The organism is Streptomyces griseochromogenes (genome assembly GCF_001542625.1).
GTDB lineage: Bacteria > Actinomycetota > Actinomycetes > Streptomycetales > Streptomycetaceae > Streptomyces > Streptomyces griseochromogenes.
This window is the reverse complement of record NZ_CP016279.1, coordinates 8,074,431-8,097,651: the sequence shown is the minus strand read 5'-3', so window position 1 is coordinate 8,097,651 and position 23,221 is coordinate 8,074,431. Positions and strand designations below refer to the sequence as shown.

Below are 23,221 nucleotides of genomic sequence, written 5' to 3'. Positions count from 1 at the left end.
CGAAGCGTGCGGGTACGGCCCCGGCTAGACCGTCGTGCGCGTGCCGAGCGACGGCAGTGGCGGCAGCTTCGACCCGTACACCCACTCCTGGAACAGCCCGTCCAGCGGTCCGTGGGTGAACCGGGCCACATGCGCGGTGAACGCCGCCGTCGTCACCGTCCCGTTCCGGTGCAGCCGCACCCAGCTGCGCAGCATGAGGAAGAACGCGTCGTCGCCGAGCGCGCAGCGCACCGCGTGCAGGGTCAGGCCGCCCCGCTCGTAGAGCCGGTCGTCGAACATCGACTTGCGGCCCGGGTCGGCCAGCCGCAGATCCTGCGGCAGCGTGGACAGCAACTGGTGTGCGACGGCGGCCAGTTGCTGGGTGCTGCGGCCGCCCGAGCGCTCGGACCACAGCCATTCCGCGTACTTGGCGAAGCCCTCGTTCAGCCAGATCTGCCGCCAGTCGGCGATGGACACGCAGTTGCCGAACCACTGGTGCGCCAGCTCGTGCGCCACCAGCCGTTCCGAACCCCTCGCGCCGTCCACGTGGTTGGAGCCGAACAGCGACAACCCCTGTGCCTCGACGGGCACATCGAGCTCCTCCTCCGTCACCGCGACCGCGTACTCGTCGAACGGATACGGCCCGAACAGCTCCTGGAACAGCTCCATCATCGCGGGCTGCCGCGCGAAGTCCCGGGAGAACTCCGGGAGCAGATGCGCCGGGATGTGCCCGTGCTGCGGGATGCCGCCCGGTCCCGGGTCGCCCAGCAGCACCGTCTGGAACTTGCCGATCGCGAGACCGACCAGATAGCTGGACGTGGGCGCGGCCTGCTCGTACACCCAGGTGGTCGTCGAGGCCTTCGTCGTACGGGTCAGCAGGCGCCCGCCCGCGACCACCGCGTACGCGGACGGTGTGGTGACCGAGATCAGGTACGACGCCTTGTCGGCGGGCCGGTCGTTGCACGGGTACCAGGACGGCGCCCCGATCGGCTGGCTCGCCACCAGCGCCCCGTCCGACAGCTCTTCCCAGCCGATCCCGCCCCAGGGGCTGGAGACCGGCCTGGGGTTGCCGGACCAGTGCACCTCGACGGTGAAGGCGGCCCCGGCCCGGACCGGCTTGGCCGGGCGGATGCGCAGCCTGCCGCCGCGGTGCGTGTAGTGCGGCTGCCGGCCGTCCACCCGCACCCGGCCGATCTTGAAGTCGGCCAGATTGAGCTGGAACTCGGTGAGCGCCGCCCGTCCCGCGATGGCGTTGATCCGGGCCGTGCCCGCCAGCCGGTTCGGCCCCGGGCGGTAGTCCAGCGTGAGCTCGTAGCGGTGCACCCGGTAGCGGGAGTCACCGTTGTCCGGGAAGTACGGGTCCGGGCCGACCGACTGCTGAACTGCCACTGCTGTGTCCGCTCCCTGCGCTGTGCCACCACTCCGTGCCGGTGCACCGCCCACCGGCCCCGAGAAGGCCGCGCTCACGGACGCCATGCCTCGATCGGGTTGCCGAGCCAGCGGGTGTCGTCCGGGACGGACTCCGCGGCCATGACGAGCGACGCGGGACCCAGGGTCGTACGGGCCCCGACCGTGCTGCCGGGCAGCACGATCCCGCCAGGGCCCAGTGTGGCGCCCTCACGGAGGACCACAGTATCCGTCCGCAAGATCCGGTCGTGGAAGAGGTGCGTCTGCAGCACACAGCCACGATTGACCGTGGCGGCGTCCTCCAGGGTCACCAGATCCGTCTCCGGCAGCCAGTAGCTCTCCACCCACACGCCCCTGCCGATGCGCGCGCCGAGCCCGCGCAGCCACGCCGTCATCACCGGCGTCCCCGGCACGGCCCCGGCCAGCCACGGCACCGCCAGCACCTCCACGAACGTGTCCGCCAGCTCGTTGCGCCACACGAAGGAGCTCCACAGCGGATGCTCCCCGGTCCGGTGCCGCCCCACGAGCAGCCACTTCGCGACGACCGAGACGACCGCCGCCAGGGCACCCGCCCCGAGCAGCACCGCACCCGACAGCGCCCAGGCCCACGGGCCCAGCGCACACAGCGCCGCCACCGTCCCCGCGGCCAGCCCGGCCGAGCACAGCACCGGCACGATCCGGCACAGCTCCACCAGACCGCGCGCCCACAGCAGCCGGGCCGGCGGGTCGTAGGTACGGCTCTGATCCGCGTCGGCGGCGCTGCGTGGGAGCTTCACCGGCGGCAGCCCCAGATACGAGGTGCCCTTCTTGGCCTTCTTCGGTGTCGCCGACAGCACGCCCACCAGGCCGCCGTCCGGCACGCTGCGTCCCGGAGCGGTCATCCCGGAGTTCCCGAGGAAGGCCCGCCGCCCGATCTGCGCACGCCCGATCCGCACCCAGCCACCACCGAGCTCGTACGGCGCCGTCAGCGTGTCGTCGGCCAGGAAGGCCCCCTCGCCGACGGTGGTCAGACTCGGCAGCGCGAGCACCGTCGACACCTCGGCGCCCCGCCCGATCCGCATCCCCAGCAGCCGCAGCCACACCGGCGTGACCAGCCCGGCGTACAGCGGGAACAGCGTCTGGCGGGACCGGTCCATCAGCTGCGTCACGGTCCACGCCTGCCAGCCGACCCGGCTGTGCGTCGGATGCGTGCCCTCGGGCAGGCCCAGGCTGAGCAGCCGTACGGCGATCAGGATCAGCAGCGCGTACGCCAGCCCGTAGGCGAGCGTGGCCGGGACCAGCCCGAGCGCGGCCCCGCGCAGGGCCTGGGTGAGTGAGCTGCCGGGGGTGACGAAGACCCGGGCGACCAGCAGCGCGGCCACGCCCGCGAGCAACGGCAGGGCGCCGAGCGCGATGCCCGCCACGCCGTACATCACCCGCCAGTACGTGCCCCGCTGCGGCCGCTCCTTGGGCCAGTTGCGCTTGGCCTTGCCGAGCTTGACCGCGGGCGCGCCCGCCCACCGCTGGCCGGTGGGCACCTGCCCGGTGACCGCGGAACCCGGCGCCACCTCGGCCCGCTTGCCGACCCGCGCGCCCGGGAACAGCATGCTGCGCGTCCCGACGACGGCGTGCGCGCCGATCCTCACCGGCCCGACCTCCAGCCGGTCACCGTCCAGCCAGTACCCGCTCAGGTCCACCTCGGACTCCACGGCCGCCCCGCGCCCCAGCCGGAGCATGCCGGTGACCGGCGGCAGCGAGTGCAGGTCCACCTCGGGCCCCACCTTGGCGCCCAGCGCCCGCGCGTACCGCTCCAGCCAGGATCCGGTCAGCGAGGTGGCCCCGCTGAACTCGGCCAGCCGCTCGGCGGTCCACAGCCGCAGATGCGCGCTCCCGCCGCGCGGATACCGCCCGGGCTCGAGGCCCCGCAGCAGCAGCCGCGCCCCGCCCGCCGCGAGCGCGATCCGGCCGGGCGGGCTGAAGAACAGCAGCGCGCAGGCCGCGAGCAGCCACCAGGGGGCCGTCGGCAGCCAGGCGTAGCCGGGCAGCAGGTTCCCGGCGGCGGCCAGGAGCACCGTCCAGCGCAGCCCGAGCAGCGTGACCAGCGGGACGAGCAGGAGAAGCTGGACGGCCTGGGCACGCGGCGGGACCGGGGCGACCGTCCGCCGCGCGCCGTCGTCCTGCGCCGAGGCCTCCAGGCGCCGGGCCAGCTTGCGCAGGGTGGGCTGCTGGTAGATGTCGAGGACGGCGGCGCTCGGGTAGCGGGTGCGCAGCCGGGTGGTGAGCTGGGCGGCGGCCAGACTGCCGCCGCCGATCGCGAAGAAGTCGTCGGTGGCGCCGGTCACCGGGATGCCCAGCACCTCCGCCCACTGCTCGGCGAGCCAGGCCTCGGTGCCGTACAGGTCGGCCTTGGGGGCCTCCACGCCCTCCAGCGGCCAGGGCAGGGCGCCCCGGTCCACCTTTCCCGACGTACGGGTCGGCAGTTCGGCGACCGGCGCGAGCAGCGGCACCAGCGCGGCCGGAAGCTCCGCGCGCAGCTTCTCGACGGCCGCCGCGTGGTCCCAGCCGTCCTGTGTGACGACGTACCCGACGAGGAGCTGATTGCCGCTGCGGGCGGTGCGCACGGCAGCGGCGGCCCCGGCGACCCCGGGCAGCGCCTGCAGCGCGGCATCCACCTCGCCGAGCTCGATCCGCCGCCCGCCGAGCTTGATCTGCTCGTCGGCCCGCCCCAGGAAGATCAGCCCCTCGGGCTCGGCCTTCACCAGGTCACCGCTGCGATAGGCCCGCTCCCAGCCCAGCGACGTGAGCGGCGCGTACTTCTCGGCGTCCTTCTCGGCGTCGAGATACCGCGCGAGCCCGACCCCGCCGATCACCAGCTGCCCGCTGCCGCCCATGGGCACGGGCTCACCGGCTTCGTCGACGACGGCCAGCTCCCAGCCGTTCAGCGGAAGCCCGATCCGCACCGGCTCCTCACCCGTGAGCAGCGACGCACAGGCCACGACCGTCGCCTCGGTCGGCCCGTAGGTGTTCCACACCTCGCGCCCCTCGGTGACCAGCCGCTGCGCCAGCTCGGGCGGACAGGCCTCACCGCCGAAGATCAGCAGCCGTACGTCGTTGAGCGTCTCGGGCTCCCACAGCGCGGCCAGTGTCGGCACGGTCGACACGACCGTGATCTCCTGCTCGACCAGCCAGGGCCCCAGATCGGCACCGCTTCTGACCTGAGACCGCGGGACGGGCACCAGACAGGCGCCGTACCGCCAGGCCAGCCACATCTCCTCGCAGGACGCGTCGAAGGCGACGGAGAGCCCCGCCATGACCCGGTCGCCGGGCCCGATCGGCTCGTCGACGAGGAAGAGGGCCGCCTCGGCGTCCACGAAGGCGGCGGCGCCGCGGTGCGTGACGGCGACGCCCTTGGGCTTCCCGGTCGACCCTGAGGTGAAGATGATCCAGGCGTCGTGCCCGGTACGGGGCCGTCCGGCGGGGGAGCCGGAGCCGGCCTGCACGGAGAGGGAGTGCCCGGCCCCGATGACGGCCCGCACCTCCGCCTCCCCGAACACCAGCTCGGCCCGCTCGTCCGGGTCCTCCGCGTCGACGGGCACATAGGCGGCACCGGCGGCGAGGACCGCGAGAATCGCCACGTACAGCTCATTGGTCCCCGAGGGAACCCGCACACCGACCCGGTCCCCGAGCCCGACCCCCGCGCCCGCGAGCCGCTGCCGCAGACGCTCCACCTCGGCGGCCAGCGCCCGGTACGTCAGGCTCGTCGTCCCGTCGTCCAGGGCCGGCTCGTCCGGATACGACCGCACGGTCGCGTCGAAGACGTCCACCAGCGTGCGCGGCGAGGCGGCCGGCCCCGCGGAGAAGCGTGCCCTGTCGCCGAACTGCTCGCGGATCTCCTCGTCGAGCCCAAGGGCACTGCCCTCGTGTATGGCTGCCATCCGGTCCTCGCGTCTCGAACCCGGAAGCCTCCGGGGCGCTGGCGGGCCCGCAGGTCTGCCTGGGGTTGTCCGGCTCCAGCTCGGTAACAAGCCGGATATATTAGTACGACGTTAGGCGCCGCCTCTTCGCCGGGCCACTCGGCAGGACCGTCCGTGTGTCCGCCGAATGGCCGACCCGAGCCCGCTGACCTGCTGGTTCTCGAACGGGGCGAGAGATGCCCCACACACCGCCAAGGCCCGGACATCCAGGGGCAGTTCGCGCATCCGGTCAGCTGCCGCCGCCCGCCGCGAACTCCGCGACGAGCTCCCGCAGCGGCTGTGCCGCCTGGTCGGGGGCCAGCCGGGTGTCGATGCCCAGGACCCTGATCGTCCCCAGATGCCGCCCGCCCGGTCCGTCGATGCGCACGGTCCGGCTCGTGGCGCCCTGCGGGCTGGGGTGGACGAGGGCGGCGAGCGGGGCGTCCGCTGTCGTGTATCCGGCGATGTACGTGAGGAGCTGATGCCGGTTCTCGGCGCTGAGCCGCCTCCCGTCGTACCCGATGTACTTGGCGTCGACGGGCAGGAAGCGCGTCCGCGGATCCTCGAACCGCACGAGGGCGTCGGGCCGGAAGGGCTGCGGGTACGGGCCGGCCTCGTCGCTCGTCCTGATCGCGGGGACCTCGGCGACCTCCACGTGCCGCCCGCCGAACTCCCGCGCCGCCCGCGCGGCCATCCGCCGCACGACCACCTCCCAGAGCCGGTCCGTCCGCAGCAGCAGGCTCCCCGCGGGCAGGCCGCGGTCGTGCAGCAGATCGGTGACCCCGCCGCCGCCCAGGACCAGCCCGGCCCAGGTGTGGGCAGGCCGGTAACGGGAGTTGAGCCGGGTGTAGCGGGCGCGGGCCAGCAGGCGCGGGGCCGTCGCCGGCAGCTGTGGCCGGGGGAAGCGTGCGGCCAGGTCCCGCAGGGCCAGGGCCAGGTTCGCGTCGGCGGCCAGCGGTATCGCCGCGCGCAGCGCGGCACCGCAGATCAGGTTCTCCCAGATGTCCACGCGCCGTTCGAAGTTCCGCACGTGCAACCGGTCGACGGCGCCGTACCGGTGCGTCAGCTGTGCCCGCAGGTCCAGCTGCCCGCGCAGCACCGGCCGCACCTGCTCGGTCCGTACGTAGTCACGCCGCAGCCCCTCGTCGAGCAGCGCCCGGCACTCGGCGAGCAGGGCGTGCGGGACGACGGCGGCGTAACCGGCCGTGCCCGTCAGCCACTTCCTGGGGGCCGGGCCGTCGAGCGGCAGCCGGGTGTCGCTCGCGTAGCAGAGCCAGGACATCAGCCGGGCACCGGAGATGGCCATCTTCGGAGCGACGACCAGACGCACGCGCTCCAGCCTGAGGACCCCGACCGTGGACTTCGCCCTCAGCTTCCAGCCGGCCGGTGTCCGCTGCAGCCGGAGCCGGTCCTTGTCGAGGAGCGCGGTGAGGACGCGCAGATCGGCCTCGGTGAGGTCGCCGGGCTCCAGAAGAACGGACTTGTGTTCCTCCAGCAGGACGTCCCTGAGCCCCGGGCGGCGCTCACCGCTCGACGGCATCGTCCGGCTCCGTGAACTCGGCCGCGAGCTTGTTGGGGAGGTCCTGCGCCGCCATCCGGGCGATACGGCCGGACTCCGGGTCGACGAGGTCGCCCAGAACGGCCCGCAACGGCTCGGGCCGGCCCATGCCGTGGTCCTCGATCTGCGGCACGATGTCGTGGTAGAAGACGGCGCTGAGCTCCTCCTCCGTGCTGACGGGCCGGTCTTCGCGCAGCAGGAACGCCTGACCGATCTGATGGTCGGGACCGAACTCGCGGACCAGCCTCGTATTCAGCCCGGCGAGGAACGCCGCGAGGTCGAGCGCGCCCACGGAGCCCTCGACGGAGTCCAGATCCGGCGGCACGTCCAGGAACGCGAAGCGCCGCCGGACGGCCGCGTCCAGGTGGCCGACGCTGCGGTCCGCGGTGTTCATCGTGCCGATGATCCGGACGTTGGGCGGAATGCCGACCTGCCGCCCGCTGATGGGCAGGGTCACCGGGATCGCCCGCTTGTCGAGCTCCAGCAGTGTGACGAGCTCGCCGAGGACCCGCGGCAGGTCGCCCCGGTTGATCTCGTCGATGATCAGGAGGAACGTCTTCTCGGGCGCCTTCTCGGCCGCCGCGCAGATCCGCAGGAAGATCCCCTCGCGCCACTTGAGGTTCAGCCCGGCCTGGTCCGAGGCCGTATCGGGCTTGTATCCCTCGACGAAGTCCTCGTAGCCGTACGACGGATGGAAGGTGACCAGGGAAACGCCGGTCACCTCGGAGGCACCCGGGGCGGGAAGCAGCCCCGCCACGGCGGCCGCGCGTTCGGCGGGCGGCGCGTCGATGGCGTCCGCCCGCCCGGCCAGCGCCAGCGCGGCACTCAGCGCCAGCCTCGTCTTACCCGTGCCGGGCGGACCGAACAGGATCACCTGCCCCTTGTGCTTCAGCGCGTCGAGCACGTCCTGCACCGCTGCGGGAAACTCCTCCGGTACCGGCACCGGCAGCGCGGCCAGGGCCGCGCGTCCTTCCCTGATGCGCCGCAGAAGCTTGTCGGGGACCTTCGCGAACGTGGGCTGCCAGGCGTTCTCGGGCGACGGGAAGACCTGGGCGTAGCTCTCGTCCCAGGCCACGGGAACCTTGTGCCGGAACTCCGCGTACGAGTCGTCGTAGGTGTAGCCGCCGGTGACCTCGCCGAGCGCGAGCACCTCCGACTTGCCCCGGTTGGCGACGACGCGGTCGCCGGGTTCGAGGTCGCGGTACGTCAGCAGCTGCCGCGCGAGCCGCAGATTCCCGCCCGTCGACCGCGGCCAGACGGCGTCCAGCGCCTGCTTGAGCTCCGTGTCGCTCTCGTAGTCACCGAGATCGCCGACCTCGTCCCAGCCGACCCGGATGTGCCTTCCCGCCCGGCACTCCTCCCACAGCCGGGCGCCCTGCCCGGGGGCGATCTTCCAGGTGCCGCGGTGCCGGGGCTTCGGCGAGAACTCGCCGTACAGGAAGCGCATGACCTCCAGGGGGTGCCATCCGTCGAACTCCGGCCTGCGGCGGACGAGTGCGAGCAGGTCCTGGTTGGCCTGCCAGGAACGGACGTTCCCGTAGGCCTGATGCCCGGTGCCGCCGAGCAGATCCGTGAAGTGCCTGATGTGGGCGGCCGAGTAGATGGGCAGGAAGTCGTCCGGGAAGTAGGTGGCCAGGGACTTCGTGACCAGCGCCTGCCCGAAGGACAGCAGGTTCATGTCGTCGATGGCCCGGAATTCCCTGACCCGCACGGCGGTGAACGCGGCGAGGAACTGCCCACGCACCAGCTCCCAGGCCTCTTCGGGGTTCGCCCTCTGCAGCGGGGCAGGCAGCCGCCACTCACCGCTGCGCCTGCTCCGGTAGATGATGTGCTTCGCCGCGCTGCCGCCGCGCATGCTGCCGAGCGCGTCCGTCCCGTATTCCATCAGCCGGCAGAACGGGGGGCCGCCCCGTCCGTCGGGGTCGAAGTCGTCCGTGCCGAGCGCGTACCGGCGCAAGGGGAGACCGGACCATTCCTCGAGAGGGAACCTCTCCACGACCTTCTGCCGGTCCCGCTCGGCACGCGTCAGTACGTCCGCCGACGCCGTACGGTCGAAGCCCTCGGCCGCCGCTTCCACACTCTTCTCGTCCGCCACCGGCCCATGATCCACCCTGGCGGCGCAGCCGTGGGGGGAAAAGCCGAAGGCCCCTGCTGAGCAGGGGCCTTCTCTGGTGTCCGAGGGGGGACTTGAACCCCCACGCCCGATAAAGGGCACTAGCACCTCAAGCTAGCGCGTCTGCCATTCCGCCACCCGGACAAGGTGTCTGTCGTGCGGGGTTTCCCTCGCGGCGACAGAGGAAACATTACCAGGCTTTCGGAGATGGCCGATCACACCCCGTCCCCGCGGCCCGGTCCGCGTGAACGGCGTGTGACGGGCCGGGACCGGCCTTGGGCCCGGGCCGGACCGGAGAGAGGATGAAGGAAGACCACCAGCAGTGACAGTGGGAGGAAGCAGCGTGAGCGAGACGGACACGGCCAAGGGCGTCACCGGTGAGGACGAGGTCGTGGACCTCTGCCGCGAGCTGATCCGGTTCGACACCAGCAACTACGGCGACCACTCCGGCCCGGGCGAACGCAAGGCCGCCGAGTACGTCGCGGAGAAGCTCGCCGAGGTCGGGCTGGAACCGAAGATCTTCGAGTCGCACCCGGGCCGCGCCTCCACGGTGGCCCGCATCGAGGGCGAGGACCCGTCCCGCCCCGCCCTCCTGATCCACGGCCACCTGGACGTCGTACCGGCCAACGCGGACGACTGGACCCACCACCCCTTCTCCGGCGAGATCGCCGACGGCTGTGTGTGGGGCCGCGGGGCCGTCGACATGAAGGACATGGACGCCATGACCCTCGCGGTCGTGCGGGACCGGCTGCGCAGCGGGCGGCGGCCGCCCCGGGACATCGTCGTCGCCTTCCTCGCCGACGAGGAGGCGGGAGGCACCTACGGCGCCCGGCACCTGGTCGACCACCACCCCGACCTGTTCGAGGGCGTCACCGAGGCGATCAGCGAGGTGGGCGGGTTCTCGTTCACGGTGAACGAGCAGCGGCGGCTGTACCTGATCGAGACAGCCCAGAAGGGCATGCACTGGATGAAGCTGACCGTGGCCGGCACCGCCGGACACGGGTCGATGATCCACCGGGACAACGCCATCACCGAGCTGTCGGAGGCCGTGGCCCGGGTCGGGCGGCACAGGTTCCCGGTGCGGGTCACCAAGACCACCCGGGCCTTCCTCGACGAACTGGGCGACGCGCTCGGCACCGAGCTGGACCCGGAGGACATGGAGGCCACCCTGGCCAAGCTCGGCGGGATCGCGAAGCTGATCGGTGCGTCCCTGTCCAACACCGCCAACCCCACCCAGCTGAACGCCGGTTACAAGGTCAACGTCATCCCCGGCGAGGCCACCGCACACATCGACGGACGGTTCCTGCCGGGCCACGAGGAGGAGTTCCTCGCCGACCTCGACCGGCTGCTCGGGCCCAACATCCGCCGCGAGGACGTGCACGCCGACAAGGCGATCGAGACCACCTTCGACGGGGCGCTCGTCGAGGCCATGCAGTCCTCGCTGCTGGCCGAGGACCCGACCGCCAAGGCCATCCCCTTCACGCTCTCCGCCGGGACCGACGCCAAGTCCTTCGACGACCTCGGCATCCGCGGCTTCGGCTTCGTGCCGCTCAAGCTGCCCCCGGAGCTGGACTTCGCCGGCATGTTCCACGGTGTGGACGAGCGGGTGCCGGTGGACGGGCTGAAGTTCGGTGTGCGGGTGCTCGACCGGTTCATCGACGCGTCGTGACGCTCTGGGCCCAGGTAATCGGGCGCCCGTACGAGATCGACTGAGAAGAGTGAATGCGACCATAAGCTCGTAGCTCCATTACTTCCTCCTCGTTACAGGTAATGCGATCTGCAACACGGGATCGCATTGTCAACAAGGAGGAATAATGATCAAGAAGATCGTCGCTGCCGCTGTTGCCACCGGTGGTCTGGTTCTCGCCGGCGCGGGCATGGCCGCCGCCGACTCCGGTGCCCAGGGTGCCGCCCTGCACTCCCCGGGTGTCCTTTCGGGCAATGTCGTCCAGGCGCCCGTGCACGTCCCGGTGAACGTCTGCGGCAACACGATCAGCGTGGTCGGGATCCTGAACCCCGCCTTCGGCAACGTCTGCTTCAACAAGTGACGTCGACTCCCTGAGGGGGGGGGCGTCTTTTCGAACCGTCGGCCCAGGAGCGCGCGCCATGCGCTCCGAGGCCGACCGGTCTTTTTCCGCGGAACTCCCTTTCGCGGAACGCAAAGAGAACCGAAGGCAGGGGAAATCCAGAAATGCGACAGGGCACCCGCAAGGGCCTGATGACGGTGGCGGCGGCCACCGGTGTGATCGCCGCCGCGAGCGGCTACGCCCAGGCCGACTCGGGCGCGATCGGTTCCGCGATCGGCTCGCCCGGCGTACTGTCCGGCAACACGGTGCAGGTGCCGGTGCACGCTCCGGTGAACGTCTGCGGCAACACCGTGAACGTCGTCGGGATCCTCAACCCGTCGGTGGGCAACAGGTGCGCCAACCACGACGGGGGCGGTTCGGCCGGGCACGGCGGCCAGGGCGGCTCCGGCGGCTCGCACGCGGGCGGCCGCACGAGCGATTCGCCCGGCGTCGGCTCAGGCAACACCGTCCAGGTGCCGATCGACGCTCCGGTGAACGCGTGCGGCAACAGCGTGAACGTGATCGGCGTCGGCAACGCCACCACCGACAACGACTGCTCCAACGGCGGCGGTCACGACAGCCGTCCGCCGGGCGGCGGACACGAGAACCCGCCCGGGAACCCCGGCAACCCGGGGCATCCGGGCCAGCCGGGCCACCCCGGCCAGCCAGGTCACCCCGGACAGCCGGGCCACCCCGGTCAGCCGGGACATCCTGGTCAGCCGGGTCACCCCGGTCAGCCGGGGCACCCGGGTACACCGGGCCACCCGGGAACGCCGGGTCACCCGGGCACTCCGCCCGGCAAGGGGGGACACACGCCTCACGGCCCGTCTCATGCCCAGCAGCAGGGCGGCCGCTCCGGCCTGCCTTCGGGCCCCGCCCAGCTCGCCCACACCGGCAGTGACCTGCCGCTGGGCATCGCGCTGCCGGCGGGAGCGGGCACGCTGCTCGCGGGTGCGGTGCTGTACCGCAAGGCCCGGGCCTCGATGTAGCGACCGGCTGTAGGAACAGGAAACGGAGCGGGCCCCGCCGCCATGGCGGGGCCCGCTCCGTTCAGGCGTACCGCCTCACCACGTGGCCCGCACCTGACGGATGATCCGTCGGCGCAACCGCACCCTGCGGCTGCCGTCGCGCAGCAGGCTCAGTCGGTCCAACTCCCAGTGTCCGTACTCGGCATGGTCCGTCAGTAGACGTGTGGCCTCCTTGCGGGACACCCCGCGCGGTACATACACGTCGACAAATTCGTATTCCGGCATCGCATCTATTGTGCGGGCTGGTGCCCGGTACGGATAGCGTCTGCACTATGTCTGATGCTGCGCAGCCCACCGCTGCCGAGGTACGTGCCGCCGCCGAGGCGATCAAGGCCGCGCTCGACCGCCACCTGGCGGCGGTCGAACGCAGGTCAGGGGAGGACGACCCGGCCGTCTACGAGGCGTTCAACGAGCTGGCCGCGGCCGCCGAGGCGTACGACGAACTGCTCTACGACCGCTACGACGAGGTCACGCCCTTCGAGATCCCCGGCGCGGAGGACTCGCTGCCGCCGTACGCGGGCCCCGAGGAGCCCAACGCGATCAGCGTCCTGATCCGCCGCGACTACGCCGTGGCGGAGCCTCAGCGGCTGCTGGCGCAGGCCCAGCGGGTCGAGGCGGTGGAGTACGAGGACGGCGGCCCGGGCGAGGATGCCGCCGGCACGGTCCACGGAGCGCTGGGCATCCTGTTCGGCGAGTTCGAACCGGACGAGATCGCATCCCGGCACAAGGAGTTCGGCCTGGAGGAGGGCGACTCCACGCTCTGGGTCACCGCCGCGGACGAGCCGGCCGAGCCCGGTGAGTGGCTGGAGGCCCCGTTCGAGCAGATCGACCCGCAGCGGGTGGTCTGCCGGTTCGACGTCAGCGCGGTGTTCGACGACGAGGACGACGCGGACGACGAGGACGACGACGTGGCCGAGGAGGCCGACGACGAGCTGGACGAGGACGACGATCTGGAGCCGTTGGACGCCGAGAGATGAGCCGCGTCCGGCGGTGCCGCACAAGCCTCGGGCTCGTGCGGCACCGCCGGATTCCGCCGTCACGGCTGATCGCCGTCGTGGCGGGTGGAACGAGCGGATCAGCCCGCCGATGCGACCTGGGTGCGCAGCAGCGTCTGCAGGCGGGTCGTACGGGGCTTGGGCGGGATCTCCGCCACCGCCTTCGGCAGGGCCTGTTCCACACCGTGCACGACCGACAGGTGGCGCTCCGCCCGGCTGAACGCCGTGTACACCCACGGCCTGCTGAGTGTCTGGGCGGCGTCCCCGGGGAGTACCACCACCGCGGCCGGCCAGCGGCTGCCCAGCGCCTGGTGCGCGGTCAGCGCCCAGCCGTGCCGTACGCACTGCTCCACCCGCTCCCGCGGTACGACGACGGCGGCGCCCGCACACTCCAGGTGCAGCCCGTCGGCGTCGGCGTTCACCACCCGGCCGGGCACCGTACGGCCCGGTGCGGGGGAGTAGGCGATACGGTCGCCGGGGTCGAAGCCGCCGAAGCGGCCGGGGCCGGGGTTGAGGCGTCCCTTCAGGGCGGTGTTGAGCGCACGGGTGCCCGCGGCACCGCCGTGGCCCGGGGTGATCACCACGGTCTGCTCGGGCGGCACCCCGATCGCCCGCGGCACCGAGTCCGCGACCAGCTGCACGGTCCGGTGCACCGCCTCGGCCGCGTCCCGCACCGGCACGATGACGATCTCCTTGCCGGGTGCCTCCACCTGGTTCAGCTCGCCGATGCCGATGCCCGAGACCAGCTCGCCGAGCGGGCCGGGGTCCGGGAGGCGGGAGGCGATCTGCGGGCAGGCGCGGGCCGCGAGCAGATCGGCGAAGACCCGCCCGGGCCCGGCCGACCACAGCACCGCGGGATCGCCGCTCAGGACCAGCCGCGCCCCGTCCGGCAGCGACTCCACCAGCATCGCGGCGCTCTCCACGTCGAGCTGGGGTGCGTCCAGCACGATCAGCAGATCGAGGTCCAGGGCGCCGTCCGCGTCCCGGCCGGGCCCCTCGGCGCCGGAGAGCAGACCGGCCACCGTGCCCACGGCCCCCTCTTCGGCGTCCTCGCCCAGCAGCGCGGTGAGGCGACCGCGTCCGTCGCCGCTGTGGCAGACGGCGAACGCGCGCAGGCCCGCGGCCCGGGCGGCACCGAGCAGCGCGGCCGGTTCGGCGCGGGCCGCCTCGCCGCCGGTGTGCAGCACCAGTCCGTGCCCCGCGAGAGCGCGGGCCAGCTCGGCGGCACCGCCGGGCGCCCCGGCCGCGGCCGTCTCCCACGGCTCGGCGGCCTCCTTCGCCAGGGAGTTGACCAGGCGGGCCAGGCCGTCGGCGAGGCTCTCCTCGGCGAGGGCGTACCGCTCCAGGCCGACGAGGACGCGCACCGGACGCTCCGGCTCCTCGGCCTCGTCGTCCCGCTCGCCGTCGCCGTCCCGGGGTGCCGGAGCACCCGGCTCCTCCAGGGCGTCCTGGAAGGCCAGCGCCTCGCCCTCCGCGAGCGCGCTCTGCACGGCCGCGTCCGGGTCGGGCACGCCCCGCTGGGCCAGCGCCGCGATGAGCGCCGGCAGTTCCAGCGCGGTGTGCCCGGCGAGCGCCGCCTGCTCCAGCAGCCAGCCGGTCACCGCGCGGGCGCGCCGCTCGTCGTCCGGACCGCACGCCTCGCCCAGCAGCGTCCGCGCGAACCCGTCGGCCTGCTCCGGCCGTACGCCGGTGACCCGCAGCAACTGCCAGGGGTCCTCGCGGAGCACGGTGTCGGCGCCCTCGCCGAGGGCCGCCGCGGTCTGAGGCGCCAGGGTCTCGGGTGCGCCGCCCTCGTCCAGCACGCGGCGGACGGCCTCGACCACCTCCGGGGCGGGGGCGCCGGGCGCGGTGGCGGCCGGGGCGGGCTGCGGCCGGCGTACGGGCTCGGGGGCGGGGCGGCGCGGGGCGGGCGCGGGCCCGGCGAAGACCGTGGCGGCCGGCTTCTCGCCGCTCTCCACCGCCCGGACCGCGGCGAGCAGGTCGGCCGCCTTGCCGCTCAGCCCGGCGCCGCTGTCGATCGGCGCCTGCCGCTCGGCCTTGCGCCGCTCGATCCGCTCCCGCTCGACCCGCTGCGCGGCCAGCTCGGCCTCCGCCTCGGACAACCGCGACGCGCCTTCGCCCTCGGCACCCTCGGCGCCTTCGGCGTCGCCGCCGGGCTCGCCGCCCTGTGCCGCGCGGCCGTCCTCGGGCGCCGTCTCCTGCCCCTCGGCCTCCGGGACCTCCGGGACCTCCGGCCCGGCTTCCTGCGTGGTCTCCGGCTCCGTGCTCACAGCGTGCTCCAGTCGTGATCGGGATAGCGGTGCACGGGCGCCGACACATCGTCGAGCGCCCGGCAGATCTCGTCAGGAAGACTAAGGGCCTCCACTGACAATGCCGCCGTGAGCTGGTGCGCGTTGCGCGCGCCGACGATCGGGGCGGCCACGCCCGGCCGGTCCCGGACCCAGGCGAGGGCCACCTGGAGCGGGGTGACCGCGAGCCCGTCCGCGGCCGTCGTCACGGCGTCGACGATGCGGGTCGCCGTGTCGTCCAGGTACGGCTCGACGAACGGCGCGAGGTGCTCGGAGGCGCCGCGCGAGTCCGGGGGAGTGGTGTGCCGGTACTTGCCGGTCAGCACACCGCGGCCCAGCGGGGAGGAGGGCAGCAGGCCGACGCCCAGGTCGAGAGCGGCGGGCAGCACCTCACGCTCCACGCCGCGCTGCAGCAGGGAGTACTCCAGCTGTGTGCAGGCCAGCCTGGTGCGGGTGCCCGGCGCGGCGAGCTGCCAGGTGGCCGCCTTGGCCAGCTGCCAGCCACAGAAGTTGGAGACCCCGGCGTACCGCGCGCGTCCGCTGCTCACGGCCAGGTCGAGGGCCTGGAGCGTCTCCTCCAGCGGGGTCTCGGGGTCGAAGGCGTGGATGTGCCACACGTCGACGTAGTCGGTGCCGAGGCGGGCCAGGGAGGCGTCGAGGGCGGCGAGCAGATGGCCGCGCGAGCCGTCGAACCGGCGGTCGGGGTCGGGGACGCTGCCCGCCTTGGTGGAGATGACCAGATCCCGGCGTGGCACCAGGCCCTCTATGAGCCGTCCGAGCAGATACTCGGCCTCACCGTCGCCGTACACGTCCGCGGTGTCGACGAGGTTTCCGCCGGCCTCCCAGAACGCCTTCAGCATGTCCGCGGCGTCGTGCTCGTCGGTGTCCCGGCCCCAGGTGAGGGTGCCGAGTCCGATCCGGGACACGCGCAGGCCTGTGCGGCCGAGATGCCTCTGCTCCATGTGCGCGAGATTACTGGCCAGAACTGGTGACGTGGTTGCCTGTGGACAACTCCGTTCACCATGATCGACCGGATGAGCAGCCCCTCGTCCGAGGCGTGTACTGCCCGCGGGCCCCGACGCCGCGCTAAGGTCTCCCGCCAACGGACGTTACTCACGGGTAAGGGGAATCGGCCATGCAGCTCGGGATCAACCTCGGCTACTGGGGTGCCGGAATGGACGCGGACAATCTGGCCGTGGCACAGGAGGCCGAGCGACTGGGCTACTCGGTGTGCTGGGCGGCGGAGGCGTACGGCTCCGACGCCGCCACGGTGCTCAGCTGGGTCGCCGCGCAGACCGAGCGCATCGACGTCGGATCGGCCATCTTCCAGATCCCGGCGCGGCAGCCGGCGATGACCGCCATGACGGCGGCGACCCTGGACTCGCTCTCCAAGGGCCGCTTCCGGCTCGGACTCGGCGTCTCCGGCCCGCAGGTCTCCGAGGGCTGGTACGGCGTCAAGTTCGACAAGCCGCTGTCGCGCACGCGCGAGTACGTGGAGATCGTACGCAAGGCGATGACGCGCGAGCGCCTGTCCTACGAGGGCGAGCACTGGACGCTTCCGCTGCCCGGCGGCCCGGGCAAGCCGATCAAGCTGACCGTGCACCCGCAGCGCGAGCACATTCCGCTCTACATCGCCGCCATCGGGCCGAAGAACCTGGAGCAGACCGGTGAGATCGCCGACGGGGCGCTGGTGATCTTCCCGTCCGCCGAGCACCTGGAGGAGACCACCGTCGGCCACCTGCGCGCCGGGCGGGAGAAGGCCGGCAAGACCCTCGACGGGTTCGACATCTGCCCGACCCTGCCGCTCGCCGTCGGCGACGACAAGGACGTCTCCCGGCTCGCCGACACCTTCCGCCCCTACACCGCCCTGTACGTGGGCGGCATGGGCAGCGCCAAGCAGAACTTCTACAACCAGCTCGCCCGCCGCATGGGATACGAGAAGCAGGCCGCCGAGATCCAGGAGATGTACCTGTCCGGGGACAAGCAGGGCGCCGCGGCCGCCATCCCGCAGGACCTCATCGACAAGACCACGCTGCTCGGCTCGGTGGAGCGCATCGCCGACCGGATGCGGGCCTACGCCGCGGCCGGGGTCACCACCCTCTCGCTGGCCCCCGCCGGCTTCACCCTCGACGAGCGGCTCGCCTCGCTCCGGGCCGGCAGCGAGGCCCTGGAGCGCGCCGGGCTCGGCTAGAGCGGGAGATTCCAGCGGCCGTGGTGGGGGCTCGGGGGTCTTCCCCGCCACGGCCGTCACGGGAAACAACGCGCCGGGCGCCGCTCGGTTACGACCCTGGGGTTCCTCCGGTCGGCCGAGCCGGTGCGCACTGCTGTTGCGACTCCCATCTGTCCGCATTTGACTCGTTCTTTGTGGAATCCTGCGGAATGTGCAGGGAGTGGACTGCGCAGAGAGGGGTCTTCCATGCTGTCGGCCAAGAGTGTGTTCCAGGAGATCCTCGACGACGACGAGTCCTTCCGGCTCTTCTGCTCCATCGCCGCCGGCGGAGAGGCCCAGGGCGGCTGGGAGAACGGGCGGATCGCCGCGCTGGTACCGCCGGACGAACGCGCCCTCGCCCCCAAGATCGCCCGCCACGGAGCCGACGAGGACAAGCACGGACGCATCTTCGACGCCCTCATGAAGAAGCGCGGCCTCGCACCCGTCCCCGTCCCGCCCGGGACCGACTACACGATGCTCCTGGAGCGGCACGGCATCGGCCTCGCCCACGACAGGCTCCGGCGCGACGAGCCGCTCGCCGTGCGCGACATCATCGTCTACCTCTCGCACAGCAGGGTCACCGAACAGCGCGCCGTCGACCAGATGGTGATGCTCCGCGCCTGCTTCGCCGACCATCCCGAGGTCGGCAAGGCCGTCCGCATGATCGCCCACGACGAGGACAACCACCTCGCCTACACCCACGAGGAACTGCTGCGCTTCGCCGCCGCCGGGCACGGCCGGCTGATCCAGCGCACCCTGCGCGCGTGCGCGCTCGCCGAGATCCGCGTCTACCGGGACGTCAGCCTCGCCGTCATGGCCCGCATGGGCCGCATCCTCGGCTGGCCGAAGCCGAAGTCCGTCGCCCTCACGGCCGGCATCCACGCCGTGTACGCCTACGAACGCCTCGGCGGCTGGCGCCGCATGGTGACCCTGCGCATGCCCGAGCACCGCGACGCCCTCGGCGGGCCCGCCACCGCCGCTCCCGAGTTCGCCTGAGCGGCCCTCACAGCCAGCCGCGCCGCTTGAACTGGCGGTACAGCAGCACCTCCAGGGAAGCCATCAGCACGATCACCACCGGGTAGGCCCACAGCCAGTGCAGCTCGGGCATGTGGTCGAAGTTCATGCCGTAGACACCCGCGATCATCGTGGGGACGGCCGCCATGGCCGCCCACGCGGAGATCTTCCGCATGTCGTCGTTCTGCCGCACGCTCATCTGCGCCAGATGCGCCGACAGGATGTCCGACACCAGCCGGTCCAGGCCCTCCACGGACTCGTTCACGCGCGCGAGATGGTCGTTCACGTCCCGGAAGAAGGGCCGCGCCTTGTCGTCCACGAACGGCAGCCCGCCACCGAACTGGCCCGTCCCTGCCAGCCGGGTCAGCGGCAGCGCGAGCGGCACGGTGGCCCTCCGGAACTCCAGGATCTGCCGCTTGAAGGTGTAGATCCGGGACGCGGTGTTGCGCGAGCCGCCGCCGCCCGGCGAGAACACCTCCGCCTCCAGCTCCTCCAGGTCCGTCTGCAGTTCCGTGGCCACCTCCAGGTAGTGGTCGACGGTCGCGTCGGAGATCGCGTACAGCACGGCCGTGGGCCCCTTGCCGAGCATCTCCGGCTCCTCCTCCAGCCGGTGCCGCACGGCGGCGAGCGGCGAACCCTCGCCGTGCCGGACGGTCACCACGAAGGCGTCGCCGACGAAGACCATGACCTCGCCCGCCGAGACCGTGTCGCCCTTCGGCTCGTACACCACCGGCTTGAGGACCATGAACAGCGAGTCGGCGTAGACCTCCAGCTTGGGCCGCTGATGGGCCTTGAGGGCGTCCTCGACCGCCAGCGGATGCAGCCCGAACTCCTCGGTGACCAGATCGAACTCCCGCTCCGAGGGCTCGTACAGTCCGATCCACACGAACCCGCCCGCCGCCCGCGCCTCGTCCAGCGCGTCGGACAGGTCCTCCGGGCCCTCGGTGCGGTGCCCGTGGGTGTAGATGGCGCAGTCCACGATCACGGAGCGCATTCTCCCCTCGTCCGCCCGCCCCCGCATGCCGTGTCGTCTTTTGCCTCCGGGACGCCTGCGTCCCGGAGACGGGGATGCGCTTACCCTGGGCGGCATGCCCACGCTGATCCTCCTCAGGCACGGACGGTCGACCGCCAACACCTCGGGCGTGCTCGCCGGGTGGACGCCAGGCGTCGCCCTGGACGAGCGCGGGGCCGCGCAGGCCGCCGCGCTGCCCGCACGGCTCCAGGGACTGCCGATCTCCGAGGTCGTCGTCAGCCCTCTGCAGCGCTGCCAGGAGACGGTACGGCCGCTGCTCGACGCCCGGCCCGGGCTGCGCGCCCACACCGAGGAACGGATCGGGGAGTGCCACTACGGCGACTGGTCCGGCCGCAAGCTCGCCGAGCTGATGGACGAGCCGCTGATGGAGGTCGTCCAGGCGCACCCGTCGGCCGCCGCCTTCCCGGGCGGCGAGTCCCTGCGGGCCATGCAGACCCGCGCCGCCGAGGCCGTACGCGAGTGGAACGCGCGCGTGGAGCGCGACCACGGCGCCGACGCCGTCTACCTCATGTGCTCGCACGGCGACATCATCAAGTCGCTCGTCGCGGACGCCCTCGGACTCCACCTCGACCTGTTCCAGCGGATCTCCGTGGAACCGTGTTCCGTCACCGCGATCCGCTACACCCGCCTCAGGCCGTTTCTCGTTCGCCTCGGCGACACCGGCGATTTCGCCTCCCTTGCCCCGCGCGAGGAACCTCCGGGGGAAGACGCACCGGTCGGGGGCGGTGCGGGCGCACCGTGATCGTCGGGCGCAGTAGGGTGAAGCGATCCGCACAGGCGCCTTCCCGTACGGCCCGCACCCGCAGTAACTCTCGAATCCAATGGAGACAGGACGTGTCCCGTCAGGTGTTCCTCTACGATCCGCCGGACCGCTTCGTGGCCGGCACGGTCGGGCTGCCCGGACGCCGTACGTTCTTCCTCCAGGCCACGGCAGGCGCCCGGGTGACCAGCGTGGCTCTGGAGAAGACCCAGGTCGCCGCGCTCGCCGAGCGCATGGACGAGCTGCTGGACGAGGTCGTACGGCGCAGCGGCGGCAGCGCGGCCGTCCCCGCCATGGCCCCCTCCGAGATCGCCGACACGGATCCGCTGGACACCCCCGTCGAGGAGGAGTTCCGCGTCGGCACCATGGCCCTGGCCTGGGACGGCGAGGAACAACGCATGATCGTCGAGGCGCAGGCCCTGGTGGAGCTGGACGCCGACACCGAGGAAGATCTCGCCGAGGCCGAGGAGCGGCTGCTCCAGGACGAGGAGAACGGGCCCCCGATGCTGCGGGTCCGGCTGACCGGCGCGCAGGCCAGGGCCTTCGCCAAGCGCGCCCTGGACGTCGTCAACGCCGGGCGGCCGCCGTGCCCGCTGTGCAGCCTCCCGCTCGATCCGGAAGGACACGTATGTCCGCGCCAGAACGGATACCGCCGCGGAGCGTGACGGCCGCCGGCCAGGGGGCCGACACGGCCGCCGCGGAGCTGCTCGCCCGCGGTGAACTGACCGTGCGCGGGCGGATCCGCGAGGCGTCCAACGCGGCACTGTTCTGCACGGTCTCCCTCGACGGCCGCGAAGCCTCCTGTGTGTACAAGCCCGTGGCCGGGGAGCGCCCGCTGTGGGACTTCCCCGACGGCACCCTGGCGGGCCGCGAGGTGGCCGCCTACGAGGTCTCCGAGGCCACCGGATGGGGACTCGTCCCCCCGACCGTGCTGCGCGAGGGCCCGTACGGCGAGGGCATGTGCCAGCTGTGGATCGACGTGAGCGCCGAGGCCGAGCTGCTCGCGCTGGTGGACGGCGAGGAGCCCGGACCGGGCTGGAAGGCGATCGGGTTCGCGGACGTCGGCGAGGGCCGCACCGCGCTGCTGGTGCACGCCGACGACGAGCGGCTGCGCCGCCTCGCCGTGCTGGACGCCGTGATCAACAACGCCGACCGCAAGGGCGGCCACCTGCTGCCCACCACGGACGGACGGCTCTACGGCATCGACCACGGGGTCGCCTTCAACGCCGAGGACAAGCTGCGCACGCTGCTGTGGGGCTGGGCCGGGGAACCCCTCACGGCAGAGGCCGTCGACGTGCTCGAAGGGCTGCGCGAGGGCCTCGCCGAGGGCGGCGAGCTGAACGGGCGGCTGGCCGGCCTGATCACGGCGGCCGAGATCGACGCCACGCACGCGCGGGTCGACGCGCTGCTCACCTCCGGCAGGCACCCGGAGCCGGGCGGGGAGTGGCCGGCCATCCCGTGGCCTCCGGTGTAAGCACATCGGCGGCCCAGGCGCAAGAACGCCGATCCGGTCATCCGGTCCGGTCCCGTTCGTATCCGCAGCTCGCGGCCGGTTAGGCTCATGTACATGCATGCCTGGCCCGCTTCCGAGGTCCCCGCCCTGCCTGGTCAGGGCCGCGACCTGAGGATCCACGACACCGCGACCGGCGGTTCGGTCACCCTCGACCCCGGTCCCGTCGCCCGTATCTACGTCTGCGGCATCACCCCGTACGACGCGACCCACATGGGTCACGCGGCGACCTACAACGCGTTCGACCTCGTTCAGCGCGTGTGGCTCGACACCAAGCGGCAGGTCCACTACGTCCAGAACGTCACCGACGTCGACGATCCGCTGCTGGAGCGCGCGGAGCGGGACGGCATCGACTGGGTCGCCCTCGCCGAGAAGGAGACGGTCCTCTTCCGCGAGGACATGACCGCCCTCAGGATGCTCCCGCCCCGGCACTACATAGGCGCCGTCGAGGCGATACCCGGAATCGTCCCGCTCGTGGAGCGGCTGCGCGAGATCGGCGCGGCCTACGAGCTGGAGGGCGACATCTACTTCTCCGTCGAGTCCGACCCGCACTTCGGCCAGGTCTCGAACCTCGACGCGGCCGCCATGCGGCTGCTGTCCGCCGAGCGCGGCGGCGACCCGGACCGCCCGGGCAAGAAGAACCCGCTCGACCCGATGCTGTGGATGGCCGCCCGTGAGGGCGAGCCCAGCTGGGACGGCGGCACCCTCGGCCGTGGCCGGCCCGGCTGGCACATCGAGTGCGTGGCCATCGCCCTCGACCACCTCGGCATGGGCTTCGACGTCCAGGGCGGCGGCTCCGACCTGGCCTTCCCGCACCACGAGATGGGCGCCTCGCACGCCCAGGTGCTCACCGGCGAGTTCCCGATGGCCAAGGCGTACGTGCACGCCGGCATGGTGGCCCTGCACGGCGAGAAGATGTCCAAGTCCAAGGGCAACCTCGTCTTCGTCTCCCGGCTGCGCCGCGACGGCGTCGACCCGGCGGCCATCCGGCTGGCCCTGCTCTCCCATCACTACCGCGCCGACTGGGAGTGGACCGACCAGGTCCTGCGGGACGCCGTCGACCGTCTCGGGCGCTGGCGCTCGGCCGTCTCCCGGCCCGACGGCCCGTCCGCGGACGCGCTCGTCGAGGAGATCCGCGAGGCCCTCGCCGACGACCTGGACGCCCCCGCGGCGCTCGCCGCCGTGGACCGCTGGGCGGCTCGCCAGGAGGCCGAGGGCGGCACCGACATCGGCGCGCCCGGCCTGGTGAGCCGGGCGGTGGACGCACTGCTCGGCGTGGCGTTGTAGCCCGGGTACGGCAAAGGGGCGGTTCCCACCGGGGAACCGCCC

18 protein-coding genes and 1 tRNA gene are annotated in these 23,221 nt (G+C 72.6%); 10 read left to right on the top strand and 9 right to left on the bottom strand.

Annotation, left to right across the window (positions count from 1 at the left end; translation table 11 throughout):
- Window positions 1-24: 24 nt before the first annotated feature.
- From AVL59_RS35025 to AVL59_RS35005, 5 genes are all read right to left on the bottom strand, one after another.
- Window positions 25-1,368 carry a M1 family metallopeptidase gene (locus AVL59_RS35025; RefSeq protein WP_067312777.1) on the bottom strand — a complete coding sequence of 448 codons (1,344 nt, stop codon included), beginning with the start codon at window positions 1,366-1,368 and terminating at the stop codon, window positions 25-27.
- Between the two features lie 74 nt (window positions 1,369-1,442).
- Window positions 1,443-5,300, bottom strand: a complete 3,858-nt coding sequence (locus tag AVL59_RS35020; RefSeq protein ID WP_067312775.1) for a Pls/PosA family non-ribosomal peptide synthetase — start codon at window positions 5,298-5,300, stop codon at window positions 1,443-1,445.
- 268 nt (window positions 5,301-5,568) lie between these two features.
- Entirely contained in the window at window positions 5,569-6,858 is a 1,290-nt protein-coding gene (locus AVL59_RS35015; RefSeq protein ID WP_067312773.1) for a 5-methylcytosine restriction system specificity protein McrC, read from the bottom strand.
- Window positions 6,842-8,971, bottom strand: a complete 2,130-nt coding sequence (locus AVL59_RS35010) for an AAA family ATPase (RefSeq protein WP_067312772.1) — start codon at window positions 8,969-8,971, stop codon at window positions 6,842-6,844. The genes AVL59_RS35015 and AVL59_RS35010 overlap by 17 nt, the downstream gene beginning before the upstream one ends.
- A 74-nt stretch (window positions 8,972-9,045) precedes the next feature.
- Window positions 9,046-9,133 (bottom strand) — tRNA-Leu (locus AVL59_RS35005).
- Window positions 9,134-9,332: 199 nt separating this feature from the next.
- Between AVL59_RS35005 and AVL59_RS35000 the strand changes: the two genes are divergently transcribed.
- The 3 genes from AVL59_RS35000 to AVL59_RS34990 all read left to right on the top strand — a co-directional run bounded on the left by AVL59_RS35000 (window position 9,333) and on the right by AVL59_RS34990 (window position 12,044).
- Complete coding sequence (locus AVL59_RS35000; protein WP_067312770.1) at window positions 9,333-10,658, top strand: M20/M25/M40 family metallo-hydrolase; 1,326 nt, start codon at window positions 9,333-9,335, stop codon at window positions 10,656-10,658.
- Between the two features lie 145 nt (window positions 10,659-10,803).
- Window positions 10,804-11,037 (top strand): chaplin ChpH, encoded by a 234-nt coding sequence (gene chpH / locus AVL59_RS34995; RefSeq protein WP_067312768.1) that lies wholly within the window; start codon window positions 10,804-10,806, stop codon window positions 11,035-11,037.
- Between the two features lie 143 nt (window positions 11,038-11,180).
- The gene (locus AVL59_RS34990; RefSeq protein WP_067312766.1) at window positions 11,181-12,044 is read left to right on the top strand and encodes a chaplin family protein; all 864 of its coding nucleotides are present in this window, start codon (window positions 11,181-11,183) and stop codon (window positions 12,042-12,044) included.
- 75 nt (window positions 12,045-12,119) lie between these two features.
- On the opposite strand, the gene AVL59_RS34985 is transcribed toward AVL59_RS34990, so the two are convergent.
- Window positions 12,120-12,308: a DUF5703 family protein gene (locus tag AVL59_RS34985; protein ID WP_014671721.1), complete on the bottom strand. Its 189-nt coding sequence runs from the start codon at window positions 12,306-12,308 to the stop codon at window positions 12,120-12,122.
- Between the two features lie 47 nt (window positions 12,309-12,355).
- Here AVL59_RS34985 and AVL59_RS34980 point away from each other — a divergent pair, with 47 nt between their 5' ends.
- The gene (locus tag AVL59_RS34980; RefSeq protein WP_067312764.1) at window positions 12,356-13,060 is read left to right on the top strand and encodes a hypothetical protein; all 705 of its coding nucleotides are present in this window, start codon (window positions 12,356-12,358) and stop codon (window positions 13,058-13,060) included.
- Between the two features lie 98 nt (window positions 13,061-13,158).
- Here the strand turns inward: AVL59_RS34980 and AVL59_RS34975 are convergent, their stop codons facing one another.
- Window positions 13,159-15,348 (bottom strand): helix-hairpin-helix domain-containing protein, encoded by a 2,190-nt coding sequence (locus tag AVL59_RS34975; protein WP_067312763.1) that lies wholly within the window; start codon window positions 15,346-15,348, stop codon window positions 13,159-13,161.
- Complete coding sequence (locus tag AVL59_RS34970) at window positions 15,345-16,328, bottom strand: aldo/keto reductase (protein ID WP_067312761.1); 984 nt, start codon at window positions 16,326-16,328, stop codon at window positions 15,345-15,347. Before AVL59_RS34970 ends, AVL59_RS34975 begins: the two co-directional genes overlap by 4 nt.
- A gap of 173 nt (window positions 16,329-16,501) precedes the next feature.
- Between AVL59_RS34970 and AVL59_RS34965 the strand changes: the two genes are divergently transcribed.
- Window positions 16,502-17,557, top strand: a complete 1,056-nt coding sequence (locus AVL59_RS34965; protein WP_067312759.1) for an LLM class F420-dependent oxidoreductase — start codon at window positions 16,502-16,504, stop codon at window positions 17,555-17,557.
- A gap of 225 nt (window positions 17,558-17,782) precedes the next feature.
- Window positions 17,783-18,571 (top strand): hypothetical protein, encoded by a 789-nt coding sequence (locus AVL59_RS34960; protein ID WP_067312758.1) that lies wholly within the window; start codon window positions 17,783-17,785, stop codon window positions 18,569-18,571.
- Between the two features lie 7 nt (window positions 18,572-18,578).
- Here AVL59_RS34960 and corA read toward each other — a convergent pair whose 3' ends face one another.
- Window positions 18,579-19,574, bottom strand: a complete 996-nt coding sequence (corA, locus tag AVL59_RS34955) for a magnesium/cobalt transporter CorA (RefSeq protein ID WP_067318109.1) — start codon at window positions 19,572-19,574, stop codon at window positions 18,579-18,581.
- 103 nt (window positions 19,575-19,677) lie between these two features.
- On the opposite strand from corA, the gene AVL59_RS34950 reads away from it, so the two are divergent.
- From AVL59_RS34950 to mshC, 4 genes are all read left to right on the top strand, one after another.
- Complete coding sequence (locus AVL59_RS34950) at window positions 19,678-20,364, top strand: histidine phosphatase family protein (protein ID WP_067312756.1); 687 nt, start codon at window positions 19,678-19,680, stop codon at window positions 20,362-20,364.
- Between the two features lie 92 nt (window positions 20,365-20,456).
- Window positions 20,457-21,047, top strand: coding sequence for a DUF3090 domain-containing protein (locus tag AVL59_RS34945; RefSeq protein WP_067312755.1), 591 nt, complete (start codon window positions 20,457-20,459; stop codon window positions 21,045-21,047).
- Complete coding sequence (locus AVL59_RS34940; RefSeq protein ID WP_208870495.1) at window positions 21,011-21,856, top strand: SCO1664 family protein; 846 nt, start codon at window positions 21,011-21,013, stop codon at window positions 21,854-21,856. Before AVL59_RS34945 ends, AVL59_RS34940 begins: the two co-directional genes overlap by 37 nt.
- 93 nt (window positions 21,857-21,949) lie before the next feature.
- A complete protein-coding gene (gene mshC, locus AVL59_RS34935; RefSeq protein ID WP_067318107.1) occupies window positions 21,950-23,179 on the top strand; it encodes a cysteine--1-D-myo-inosityl 2-amino-2-deoxy-alpha-D-glucopyranoside ligase in 1,230 nt (409 codons plus the stop codon).
- Window positions 23,180-23,221 lie beyond the last annotated feature (42 nt).

Bases quoted from the DNA above. Each gene is read 5' to 3' on its own strand.
- AVL59_RS35020 (WP_067312775.1), bottom strand. From the start codon at position 5,300: ATGGCAGCCATACACGAGGGCAGTGCCCTTGGGCTCGACGAGGAGATC.
- AVL59_RS35015 (WP_067312773.1), bottom strand. From the start codon at position 6,858: ATGCCGTCGAGCGGTGAGCGCCGCCCGGGGCTCAGGGACGTCCTGCTG.
- chpH (WP_067312768.1), top strand. From the start codon at position 10,804: ATGATCAAGAAGATCGTCGCTGCCGCTGTTGCCACCGGTGGTCTGGTT.
- AVL59_RS34990 (WP_067312766.1), top strand. From the start codon at position 11,181: ATGCGACAGGGCACCCGCAAGGGCCTGATGACGGTGGCGGCGGCCACC.
- AVL59_RS34985 (WP_014671721.1), bottom strand. From the start codon at position 12,308: ATGCCGGAATACGAATTTGTCGACGTGTATGTACCGCGCGGGGTGTCC.
- AVL59_RS34980 (WP_067312764.1), top strand. From the start codon at position 12,356: ATGTCTGATGCTGCGCAGCCCACCGCTGCCGAGGTACGTGCCGCCGCC.
- AVL59_RS34970 (WP_067312761.1), bottom strand. From the start codon at position 16,328: ATGGAGCAGAGGCATCTCGGCCGCACAGGCCTGCGCGTGTCCCGGATC.
- AVL59_RS34965 (WP_067312759.1), top strand. From the start codon at position 16,502: ATGCAGCTCGGGATCAACCTCGGCTACTGGGGTGCCGGAATGGACGCG.
- AVL59_RS34960 (WP_067312758.1), top strand. From the start codon at position 17,783: ATGCTGTCGGCCAAGAGTGTGTTCCAGGAGATCCTCGACGACGACGAG.
- AVL59_RS34950 (WP_067312756.1), top strand. From the start codon at position 19,678: ATGCCCACGCTGATCCTCCTCAGGCACGGACGGTCGACCGCCAACACC.
- AVL59_RS34940 (WP_208870495.1), top strand. From the start codon at position 21,011: ATGTCCGCGCCAGAACGGATACCGCCGCGGAGCGTGACGGCCGCCGGC.
- mshC (WP_067318107.1), top strand. From the start codon at position 21,950: ATGCATGCCTGGCCCGCTTCCGAGGTCCCCGCCCTGCCTGGTCAGGGC.